The sequence below is a fragment of the Oleiphilus sp. HI0080 genome (assembly GCF_001635135.1).
The window spans coordinates 1-10,019 of the sequence record NZ_LWFU01000889.1 but is presented as its reverse complement, the minus strand read 5'-3'; the positions used below and the strand labels follow the sequence as shown (position 1 = coordinate 10,019).

Genomic DNA, 10,019 nt, shown 5'->3' with positions numbered 1-10,019 from the left:
TCGAAACGCTGCAGATGCTGCAGGCCTGTCGGCTTGATTATAGTGATTTTTTCCGCCGCTTAAGCTACGTCGATGCAGCCCAAGGTTTAGCCGAACTCAGAGATCTGGCAATCGATATAGAGCGCTTCGATCTGTGGGCCGAACAGTATAAAAAACGCATATCTCAGGAAGACGGCTCTGCAGCGCAGCGCCGCACAAGCATGCAGAAGGTTAATCCACAGAGAATTCTACGTAATCACTTGGCACAAGCCGCAATTGAGGCGGCAGAACAAGGTGACTACAGCGTTGTAAAACGCTTACATGAAGGATTATTAAAGCCTTATCAACAAGGGCCAGAGTTTGAAGATTTGTCAGCGTTACCGCCGGAAGGTTCAGAGGCGCTGGAGATTTCCTGCTCCTCTTGAAAAAATAATCTTAGCGAACAGCTGGCGGCTATCAGCCAGCTGTTCGCTTTGCTCTACTCCTGATCCAGAATATCGATCAAATGTAGCTCAAATACCAAAGCCGAGTTAGCCGGAATTGCCGGTGGCATGCCCGCCTCTCCATAAGCAAGATCGGCAGGAACGACCACACGCCACTTTGCGCCCTTTGGCATTTGCATCAAGGCCTCTGTCCAACCCGAAATCACGTCTTTAACGCCGAACTCAGCCGGCTCATTTCGCGTGACCGAACTATCAAAAACCTGCCCATCAATAAACGACCCGTGGTAATGCACAACGACCTTTTGCTCAAGCGCGGGTATCGGGCCATCGGCATCCTCTAACACTTCGATTTGCAAGCCTGAATCAGTCACACGAACGCCATCACGCTTTCCATTCTCGGCTAGGAATTTTTCACATAAGTCTTTATAACCCTGAGCTCTCTGTGCCTCGACTTCTTTACGCTTTTCTTTGACGGCGTCATACGCTTCGTTCAATTCGTTCTCACTGAGCATACTCGGCTCACCGGCAAAACATTGACGCAGTGCTTGAACGCATGCCTCAACATCCATCCCCTCAAACCGGTTCTTTTGAAGCTGACGACCAAATTGCCAACCAAATCCATAGCTTACTTTTTGTTCAAACGTTTCTGGTTTCTTTAACTCTTTACTCATAATGAGACCTTATTACTGCAAGTATTCTGCTGAGTTAGCTGCGCCCGACAGCATCCTCAAGTTCTTTTATTCCAACCTCGACATAGTCTAACAGTCGCTGCATAGACGGCAATGTCCGTCGGCAAGCTGTGAAGCCAAACTCAAGGCTATCGACATAGCTGACCAGTGTAATATTGAGCGCAATCCGATCGATCGGAATAGATACGGGGTACATACCTTTCACCCGAGCGCCGTTCCAGTAAAGCGGCTTCTTAGGCCCAGGGACATTAGAAATAACCACGTTAAAAGCCTGCAAACGGCTAGACACGCCGGTCAGCATATTCAAACCGGCAGGGGCGAGCGTCAACGCGGTGTAGTTAATTGCTTCTTCAAGGCTCATGCTCGCGTAGCGATCTTTAGATTCTTTGACCGAACGCTTGATCGCGTACAAGCGCTCTGATGGGTCACTAATGTTCGTACCAAGACGCGCCAAAATCATCGCTATTTGATTCCCCTGCTCGCTGTCATCCTTGCGCATAGACATCGGCACCATTGCAATCAAAGGCTTATCCGGAAGTGCATTCATGCTAAGAAGATAATTGCGCAATGCGCTACCGCAGACCGCCATTACCACGTCATTCAAAGTAGCATCGGCTTTTTTGGCGATCGCTTTAAAGCGTTCGATTGGATAGGACTGCGCCGCGAAGCGACGCGAACCGGTAATACGCTGATTTAATATGCTTGGAGGCGCCTCGAATGCCGTCGTGTAATCGGGGTTAGAACGCGCCTGTTTAACCGCATGGCTGACTTCTTTGATTAGTGTCGGCACAGTAGATATCTGCTTTCCTGCGGCACCAGCAAGCTCCGTCAAACTAGCAATCACATCAGAACCCTGAATAGGCTCATGCGTGCGATGTTTTTTCGGCATAGCCCACAACGGAGGCTGGTCCCGCACGCTTGGGTCCTCAGACATTAAGCGCATACCCATCCGCATTGCCGCGACACCATCTAACATACAGTGGTGCACCTTATAATAGAGCGCAAATTGCTTGCCGCGAATGCCTTCGATCAAATGTACTTCCCACATTGGGCGCTCTCGATCCATCAACGCACTGTGCTTTACCGAAACAAGTGACAGAAGCTCTCGAATCCGACCCGGCTTTGGCAATGCGGAATGGCGAAAATGGTGCTCTAGATCGAACTGCTTGTCCTCATGCCAGTAGTAACGTCCAAAGCGCTGAACAAGCCGCTGGTTAAACGGCGCAATGGGTTGCTGGAAGGTGCTCATGTACTCTGCCAGCTCAGACACATACTTCGGGCCAGCACCTTCAGGAAAGTTCAATAGGTGTAACCCACCAACATGCATTGGTTGCTGACGCTTTTCCATCCATAAGAAAAGTTGATCAGCGAGACTTAACGGTTTCATTAACATTTATCCTTGATGTAAAAACTCTTTTTATTTAACGGTTTATTTAACATGCCTCCGTAATTGCCGCATAATTATGCGCCAAAGCGATCGCGTTTAATACTCAGTCGCGTGAATGCTAGCAATAATCAAACCGAGAGCTATCGATGTCCGGCTATCTGATTCCTTCAGCTAATCTTGAAACTGAATTGATCGTCAAGAAAAGTCGTTTTAGCACCTTTGTGTTTCATACAAAGAACCGCGCTGAAGCCATGATCCATTTGCAAACCTTGCGGGAACGTTACACAGATGCACGCCATCATTGCTGGGCCTATTTACTTGGTGACCCGAAAGCACCTACGTCCGTCGCGATGTCTGATGATGGAGAGCCCAGTGGAACCGCAGGAAAGCCGATGCTAAACGTTATGCAGCATAAAGATGTGGGGGATATATTCATTGTTGTCGTCCGTTATTTTGGCGGCATTAAACTTGGCGCTGGAGGCTTGGTTCGCGCTTACTCTACTGCCGTGCAGTCCGCCTATGATGAAATGCAGTGCCAACAGGTAATCTCCCTCGAGCCCTTACGACTTAGCTGTGCATTTGATGAGGAACAAAAAATTCGCTACTTAGTTGATCGCTATCATGGAGTTATAGACGACTGCTCCTACTCTGAGCTCGTGAGCATGGCCATATCTCTACCTAGCCTACATAGCCTTTCATTCAAAGCCGAGTTAAGCCATTTGCGGGGAACCAGAATAAGTACCTCTGCGCCTGACGAATCAATCAAACAGACTTAATTTGATACACCGAATAATTTATACTTGAAGATCAGAGCGGCTCATAGCTTGAGCCTCTAGGATCGAACTCTTGATAGTTCATGGATGATATCGTTGTACCTCGTTAAATCCCGCCGTTTGCTCGTTACGCTTTTCATTATTTTTTTTGCCGTCTTGACTATTGGCTGCGCTAACAAAGAACCTGTCGGCGTGCCCCCCATTGAGGCATACACTTCTGAAGACACGATTAACAACCTAATGCTCGTTTATAAAGAAGCAATGGGGAAAGAGTATTACGAATGCTTCGAATTCTCTAAAGAAGAGCACATTTCAATACTCACTGAGAGCAGTGAATACTGCGCTAGGTATAGCTTTGATGCTCTGCCTCGACAAGTTGAAAGCAGCGTGTATCAAGATGCATAGGAAGATTACTCTGTCTGCTTGATGCATCTTTATTTTTCAAGACTTAAACCAAGGTTTAAAACTGGTTATAAACGCGCTACGTCTTGCTATAAAACAGGGGCAACGTTGAAAGTCCTCGACGGCTCTCATCCCGCTTTGTCATATCTAGAACAGTCAGGTATCGACAGCTATTGGATCGACAAGTATCAAGATTATGCCACAGAGCCTGATATCGCGAGTAAACAGATGAAAGCGGCGGAACATGAATCAAGTCTTATAGCCGATACTCTTGCAGAACTAAATGCCCTGAACATCGAGTTAGGTGATCATGCAGAAAATATACAAAGCGCTTATGGAGAGCCTAAACGCAGAATAGAACAGTCTAAATTTGCAATATGGCTCTATCCAAACGACATGGCATTTGTTTTCGGCGGTCAAAATGAACTAGAAAGGGTAGCATTTTGTGAGGGTTGCTCTAAAAAATTCACCCGCGGTTCTCAAAGATATAAGCAACAGGGCATGTCTGACAAATTGATTATAGATCTGCTTTTTCCAAACTAGCCGATGCGATGCGGTGCAAATTTCACTTCATCTAAACGATTACCAAGCATAATCACCTCCCCCTCATAACGGTCTTCACCAGAGGAGCTGAAATCAAAGCTGTAAATTCGACGCAACTGCATATGGCCTTTGGCATTGCGCACGGGTCGCACACTTTTTAACGCGACTGCCTGGTCGAGCAACTGCAAATCTAGCTTCTTACACGCCGCTTGTGCGCGCTGATAAGCGAATTCTTTTAAATCGCGACTTTTGATCCAGTACCACACACCAAAGCAAACAAGTGCGGTCAAAAAAAGGCTGTTTAGACTCATGCGCGGTCCAGCAAGTTGTATAGCTTAAACTCTATCATTTCACTCCCGAACGAGACGTGAACCAAATCATCTTGAATCATCATTCCAATCTGCATTGTTCGCTCTGCCATACCGGCGAGCTGTTCAAGCGGCTCTTTGTCGATACGAAACGCTGTAATACCATGGCGAATCGACGCATCTTTTTTAATGCTCTCCAGCCACTGCTCCACATCCTGACCACCATAACTGAACACTGTGACTTTTTTACTTCTGCCAATCGCTTTTTTCAGACGTTTCGCGTCTGGCTTACCAAGCTCGATCCAGTGTTCAATCTCACTACTATAATTGAGCGCCCATACATCCGGCTCATTGTCAGTACTCAAGCCTTTAGTGAACTCAATCCCTTCTTCATAGCACAACGCATAGGCTAGCACTCGTGCGCACATCCGCTCTAGGGTCTCTGACGGATGCAGGGCGACATGCAAGGAAAGCGGCATGTAAATGTTGCGATTCATATCGCTTAGGTCGACCGCAAACCGGTAAATCGTGGCATTCAAAGCCATCTAAAACTCTCCTGCATGCAGCGCTTCTTGCGCTGCGTTTCGTTGCTGCGAATTGGTGGCGAGAGATGCTGCTCTGCGATACATCTGCTCAGCCAGCGCGCGTTGTTCTTTAGCCATATACGCATCGCCAAGATACAAATAGGTTGTACTGTGTTTCGGGGCGATTCTCTGAGCTCGTTCAAGCGTTCGCAATGCAAGATCTATGTCCCCATCATCAATAGCTTGCCGGGCTAGTTGAATTTGCTGTTTGACGACGTCAGGAACTTCCTGGGCGCGCGTCTGATAACGCTCGGTTTTACTTGGCGTATAACCTTGCTCACTTTTCGCGACCAAGACGTGGCTGGGTTTAGAAGCGCAAGCCACAAGTAGGGTTAAAAGCACACAGCTACATACGACGTGTGCCACCCGTACTAGAATTGAAACCATGAGCGAATCCAAGTTTTAATTGAGCCTGAGCGTTGTTTGCAATCTTGCCATTCAAAGCTTGCGTTCTCACCCCATACTGGCAGTGGCTGAGCATTCTCGCACGATGCGCTGGTCTCGTTCCAAGATGTTTGGTCAAACCAACGCACATGGATATCTGAAGGCAAAGGGGTCGATAATGGGTATTGTGGCACTGAAGCCATAAATTGCGTCCACAACTTAAGTGCACCCGAACTACCCGTCAATCCGGTGGGTTCGTTATTGTCTTTACCGACCCAGAACACACCCAGATAGTCGCCTGAAAATCCGGCAAACCAGCTATCGCGAAAATCATTCGTCGTTCCAGTTTTACCGGCAGTTAATAGCTGACTCGGCAAGGACTGATAGGCTGAACGTCCGGTGCCATTGCGCATCGCCTCTTGCATCCCACTTTGCAATAGATAACTCGCTTGGGGAGAAATCACCTGTTCGACCTCAAAAGTAAAACGTGAAAGCAATTCACCTTGGTGATTCGCCACTTCACGAATCGCGCGCAGAGGCATATTAAATCCATTACTGGCGATGGTTTGATAGAACTTGGCAACGTCAAAAGGCGTCATCGACTGCGCGCCAAGAAGCAGCGAGGGATAGGGGTTTAGGGCTTCGCTTACTCCAAGTCTTCGCAAGCTCTCATGGACTCGAGTTAGGCCGATATCAACACCAAGCCTAGCAGCCGCTAAGTTATAAGAATTAGCAAGGGCTTCGACAATCGCCACCTCGCCGTGAACCTTATTGTCGAAATTGCTTGGCGTCCAACGCTCTCCATTCTCAAATTCTAGCGCAAAGGGAGAATCGGTAATTCGAGTCGCCAGTTGGTAGCGTTCAGGTTGCTCTAACGCCGCTAGATAAATAGCAGGCTTAATGAGCGAACCGACAGCGCGCTCCGCATCAAGCGCTCTATTAAATCCGTGATAACGTGGATTTCTACCACCAAGTAAAGCCATCACTTCACCGGTACCAACCTCGGTGATCACTGCGCCGGCTTCAAGCTTGGCGGTTCCTGCTGACTGCTTTCGATCAAGGGTTTTGATACCAGTGGTCACCGCACGCTCAAGATTCTTTTGCAGCTGCGGGTCAAGCGTAGTGTAGATCTTCAAACCCTCACTACTCAGGTCTTCAGGCTGATAGTCTCTGCTTAGCTGCCGCTTCACTAGATCTATAAAAGCGGGGTAACGATTGGTTTGGAAGCTGGGCTTATGCGTCACCCGCAGAGGCTCAGCTTGGGCTTGCTGGGCGTCGGCGAGCGAAATCCAGTTTTCCTGATGCATCAGCGAGAGCACTAGATCTCGCCTTTCTTGAGCTCGTTCCGGTCGACGACGAGGATCGTAGTAGGATGGTCCCTTCAAGATAGCAACCAGCAAAGCCGCTTCCTCTAGCTCAAGATCTCGCAAGTTCTTCGCGAAATAAAAGCGACTCGCCATCGCAAAACCATGAATCGCCGTTGAACCAGACTGACCAAGATAGATGTCGTTTACATAGGTTTCAAGAATATCCGCTTTGGTGTAGTGCACCTCAAGCATTAACGCCATTAACGCCTCATTGACTTTTCTGACAATGCTGCGCTCGCGAGTAAGATAGAAGTTCTTCACCAATTGCTGGGTTAAAGTGCTGCCTCCTTGTACCACTCGCCCTGCTTGCAGATTGGCAAACATGGCTCTGGCGATTGACACAAGCGATATGCCCCAGTGTTCAAAAAAATTGCGGTCTTCAGTGGCAAGCAGGGCTGAAATCAACGAAGGAGGAATATCTTCGTAGGCAACAAGCTCTCTCTCTTCTCTTGTCTTGGGATAAATACCGCCAATTTTGTATGGCTCAATGGTGTAAATCCCTTCTTCCTTGGCCTGACTCATCAGTTCAATGGAACGAATCACATCGCCATCAATCTTTAACTCAAGCTTTAGTGCGGCCTGCGGCCCCTCAATGGTGTCATGTGCGCGGCGGAAAATCTCTACCCGGGTCCCTTCGCGCCAATATGTTCCTGGTCGATCGACAACGCGATTCTTGGTGTATTCGAGTAATCCCAGCTCTTGCTCTAAATTATCAAGATTCAGCGCCTGCCCCTCGAACAACTCTAAGGGCCTTGCCAATACCTGAGCGGGCAAATGCCAGCGCTTCCCTTCGAACTTATAGCGAACCTGTGCATCGAGATAAACGAGCCAAGAAATAAGTACCAGAGAAATAATGGAGAATAGCTTAAGCTTCCACCTACGTTTCACTCTGCCCTGCTCGCTTGAAGAAGAGGACGTTTTCGCGGATGTTTTTTTGGATTTGGCTTTAGACATTATCTTTGCAGAGCAAATGCGTCGCTGTTATTGTGCTCTCCGCTTTACGGAGGATACATGAACTCAGAGCTTGTTCAGTCGCTACTGAAACCTACACCTTACTCTCATCCATGTTCAACTATGGAACTGATTGAGACTCATATTTCGTGGATCATTTTGACTGGCGATTTCGCCTACAAAATCAAAAAACCCGTCAACTTCGGATTTCTTGATTTTACGTCATTAAGCGCACGTAAACAGTATTGTGAAGCAGAATTAAACTTAAACTCACGCTCGGCCCCCGAGCTCTATATCGAAGTGCTCGCCATCACCGGCGACGCTGCTGCCCCCAAACTCAACGCTATTACAAACATTGAACAAGATGGCGTCATCGAATACGCCATCAAGATGCACCAATTCAAAACTGAGGAGTTGTTTAGCGAGCTTGATGCGTCTCGTTCTTTGACCTTTGAGCACATAGACGAGCTTGCCGACCGGGTTGCGACATTTCATCGAGCCGCACCAACAGCACCAGAGAACTCAGACTTTGGCTCTCCTGAAAAACTACTCATGCCGGCAGAGCAGAACTTTGAGCAGATCCGCGAGCGGCTGTCGACGCGCGAGCATCTTGAGCAGCTAGCGCATCTCGAACAATGGACTTTAAGCACCTTCGCCATTCTTACCGACACCATGCGACAACGCAAAGCCAACGGCTATGTAAGAGAGTGCCATGGCGATTTGCACCTGAAGAACATTACTTTATTCAACAACAAGGTCACGTTGTTTGATTGTATTGAATTTAATGATGGTTTTCGTTGGGTCGACGTAATGAGCGACATGGCCTTTCTAGCAATGGATCTAGAGGAAAGAGGCCTGCATGCATATTCAAATCGCTTTTTGAATCATTATCTTGAGGAAACCGGCGATTACGAAGGCCTCAAGCTACTGCCCTTTTACAAAGCCTATCGAGCGATCGTTCGGGCAAAAATTTCATTATTTGAGATGGAAGATTTTCGCGATCAACCTGATGTCATTGAGATCCTTTGGAAAAAATATCAATCCTACATCGACCTTGCTGAGAGCTGCTCAGCACTGCCGAACAGATTCATCCTCACAATGCATGGCGTGGCGGGAACGGGAAAAAGTACGGTAGCTCTGCGCCTCGTCGACAAACTGGGCGCAGTAAGAATTCGCTCCGACGTAGAACGAAAAAGGCTATTTGAGTTTAACCCATACAAACACCCAGATCGGGAGCTCGCCAGCAAGCTGTATAGCGAAGAAGCGACCGCGCTGACGTATAAGAAACTAGCCGTTCTTGCGACGCATATTCTGAATGGCGGTTTGAGCGTCATTGTAGATGCGACAAATTTACAGAAGTGGCAACGAGATGTCCTTCAAGACGTCGCCGACGAGCATGGTGTGCCCATGGTCATCGCGGATTGTCAGGCAGCTGTAAGCGTGATTCAGACCTGGATACAGCAACGCGAGAACACAAAAGGAGACGCGTCAGATGCCAGCTTTGAGGTGGCCTCTAGACAAATGAAGACTCAGGACAAGCTTGAAGGAGACGAGCTAGAGAAAACGTTTGTCATTCACAGCGACATCATGGAAGAAACAAACGAACTCGTTAGTGAAATTCGCAAGCACCTGCTTTAACTTGCAGCCTTAACTTGCAGAGAGCCAAGTCCGTTCTATAGTTGTTGCACCGCTTTTGGAGGTGCCCACCATGTTCTTGGTCCAACTTGTTTATGTAAGCAAAGCTCAAACCAATCTCAACGAACGAGATATTGAAGAAATACTCACCCTCTCCAAAATGAATAATGAGAGGCAGGCAATCACGGGTCTACTCAGCTTCAATCATAGTTATTTTCTGCAATGTCTCGAGGGCTCCCGCTCAACGGTAAACGATACGTATCAAAAAATCCTTAAGGGGGTCCTGGGGATTTTCCGTCTTAAAAAGACATAATACTACACAGCCCCCGTGGTTCCTGGTCTCCAGAGGGGTATTAACTTAGACATTTCCTCCAGTTTCGGTAATCGGCCGCATTATTTCCTCGATATCGATCAGGTTTTGTTCAAAGTCGAAGCTATAAGTCCCATTCAGATTAATGTTGTGCCAAGCCACCGGCGACACCTGCTTTGTAATCCCCAGCTTTTCTTCATCGCCAATGCCCTCGAAGTGCCTCAGTAAACGGGTCAGTATCATTGAGTTGAAGTAAATAATGGC

General features: G+C 47.8%; 13 protein-coding genes. 6 read left to right on the top strand and 7 right to left on the bottom strand.

Translation table 11 applies throughout. The features are described 5' to 3' along the window. A partial coding sequence (locus tag A3751_RS17690; RefSeq protein ID WP_197466464.1) for a protein adenylyltransferase SelO family protein occupies window positions 1–404 on the top strand: 404 nt, incomplete at its 5' end. Window positions 405–457: 53 nt separating this feature from the next. Here the strand turns inward: A3751_RS17690 and A3751_RS17685 are convergent. Next, window positions 458–1,093: an FKBP-type peptidyl-prolyl cis-trans isomerase gene (locus tag A3751_RS17685; protein ID WP_068458334.1), complete on the bottom strand. Its 636-nt coding sequence runs from the start codon at window positions 1,091–1,093 to the stop codon at window positions 458–460. A gap of 34 nt (window positions 1,094–1,127) precedes the next feature. Continuing rightward, window positions 1,128–2,498: a wax ester/triacylglycerol synthase family O-acyltransferase gene (locus A3751_RS17680; RefSeq protein ID WP_068458332.1), complete on the bottom strand. Its 1,371-nt coding sequence runs from the start codon at window positions 2,496–2,498 to the stop codon at window positions 1,128–1,130. Between the two features lie 146 nt (window positions 2,499–2,644). On the opposite strand from A3751_RS17680, the gene A3751_RS17675 reads away from it, so the two are divergent. The 3 genes from A3751_RS17675 to A3751_RS17665 all read left to right on the top strand — a co-directional run bounded on the left by A3751_RS17675 (window position 2,645) and on the right by A3751_RS17665 (window position 4,216). Further along, on the top strand, window positions 2,645–3,274 hold the full coding sequence (locus tag A3751_RS17675) for a YigZ family protein (RefSeq protein ID WP_068458330.1): 630 nt from the start codon (window positions 2,645–2,647) through the stop codon (window positions 3,272–3,274). 189 nt (window positions 3,275–3,463) lie between these two features. Beyond that, window positions 3,464–3,676 (top strand): hypothetical protein, encoded by a 213-nt coding sequence (locus A3751_RS17670; protein WP_156492593.1) that lies wholly within the window; start codon window positions 3,464–3,466, stop codon window positions 3,674–3,676. 18 nt (window positions 3,677–3,694) lie between these two features. Beyond that, entirely contained in the window at window positions 3,695–4,216 is a 522-nt protein-coding gene (locus A3751_RS17665) for a hypothetical protein (RefSeq protein ID WP_156492592.1), read from the top strand. Here the strand turns inward: A3751_RS17665 and A3751_RS17660 are convergent. From A3751_RS17660 to mrcB, 4 genes are read right to left on the bottom strand one after another with little or no spacing between them, the layout of a single operon-like run. Next, window positions 4,213–4,527: a DUF3301 domain-containing protein gene (locus tag A3751_RS17660; protein ID WP_068451816.1), complete on the bottom strand. Its 315-nt coding sequence runs from the start codon at window positions 4,525–4,527 to the stop codon at window positions 4,213–4,215. The two genes, A3751_RS17665 and A3751_RS17660, sit on opposite strands and share 4 nt — an antisense overlap. After that, window positions 4,524–5,069 carry a YaeQ family protein gene (locus A3751_RS17655; RefSeq protein WP_068458324.1) on the bottom strand — a complete coding sequence of 182 codons (546 nt, stop codon included), beginning with the start codon at window positions 5,067–5,069 and terminating at the stop codon, window positions 4,524–4,526. The genes A3751_RS17660 and A3751_RS17655 overlap by 4 nt, the downstream gene beginning before the upstream one ends. Next, window positions 5,070–5,495, bottom strand: a complete 426-nt coding sequence (locus A3751_RS17650; RefSeq protein ID WP_068490652.1) for a hypothetical protein — start codon at window positions 5,493–5,495, stop codon at window positions 5,070–5,072. Then, complete coding sequence (mrcB, locus tag A3751_RS17645) at window positions 5,480–7,747, bottom strand: penicillin-binding protein 1B (protein WP_197466463.1); 2,268 nt, start codon at window positions 7,745–7,747, stop codon at window positions 5,480–5,482. The genes A3751_RS17650 and mrcB overlap by 16 nt, the downstream gene beginning before the upstream one ends. Window positions 7,748–7,870: 123 nt before the next feature. On the opposite strand from mrcB, the gene A3751_RS17640 reads away from it, so the two are divergent. Together A3751_RS17640 and A3751_RS23910 are read left to right on the top strand one after the other, a co-directional pair. Next, window positions 7,871–9,448 (top strand): bifunctional aminoglycoside phosphotransferase/ATP-binding protein, encoded by a 1,578-nt coding sequence (locus A3751_RS17640; protein WP_068458317.1) that lies wholly within the window; start codon window positions 7,871–7,873, stop codon window positions 9,446–9,448. Window positions 9,449–9,518: 70 nt separating this feature from the next. Further along, a complete protein-coding gene (locus tag A3751_RS23910; RefSeq protein WP_068458315.1) occupies window positions 9,519–9,758 on the top strand; it encodes a BLUF domain-containing protein in 240 nt (79 codons plus the stop codon). 45 nt (window positions 9,759–9,803) lie between these two features. On the opposite strand, the gene A3751_RS17630 is transcribed toward A3751_RS23910, so the two are convergent. Continuing rightward, a partial coding sequence (locus A3751_RS17630; RefSeq protein WP_156492591.1) for a Tn3 family transposase occupies window positions 9,804–10,019 on the bottom strand: 216 nt, incomplete at its 5' end.

Excerpts from the sequence above, each read along its gene's own strand:
- A3751_RS17640 (WP_068458317.1), top strand. The coding sequence starts at position 7,871 with ATGAACTCAGAGCTTGTTCAGTCGCTACTGAAACCTACACCTTACTCT.
- A3751_RS17660 (WP_068451816.1), bottom strand. The coding sequence starts at position 4,527 with ATGAGTCTAAACAGCCTTTTTTTGACCGCACTTGTTTGCTTTGGTGTG.
- A3751_RS17655 (WP_068458324.1), bottom strand. The coding sequence starts at position 5,069 with ATGGCTTTGAATGCCACGATTTACCGGTTTGCGGTCGACCTAAGCGAT.
- A3751_RS17675 (WP_068458330.1), top strand. The coding sequence starts at position 2,645 with ATGTCCGGCTATCTGATTCCTTCAGCTAATCTTGAAACTGAATTGATC.
- A3751_RS23910 (WP_068458315.1), top strand. The coding sequence starts at position 9,519 with ATGTTCTTGGTCCAACTTGTTTATGTAAGCAAAGCTCAAACCAATCTC.
- A3751_RS17685 (WP_068458334.1), bottom strand. The coding sequence starts at position 1,093 with ATGAGTAAAGAGTTAAAGAAACCAGAAACGTTTGAACAAAAAGTAAGC.
- A3751_RS17680 (WP_068458332.1), bottom strand. The coding sequence starts at position 2,498 with ATGAAACCGTTAAGTCTCGCTGATCAACTTTTCTTATGGATGGAAAAG.
- A3751_RS17650 (WP_068490652.1), bottom strand. The coding sequence starts at position 5,495 with ATGGTTTCAATTCTAGTACGGGTGGCACACGTCGTATGTAGCTGTGTG.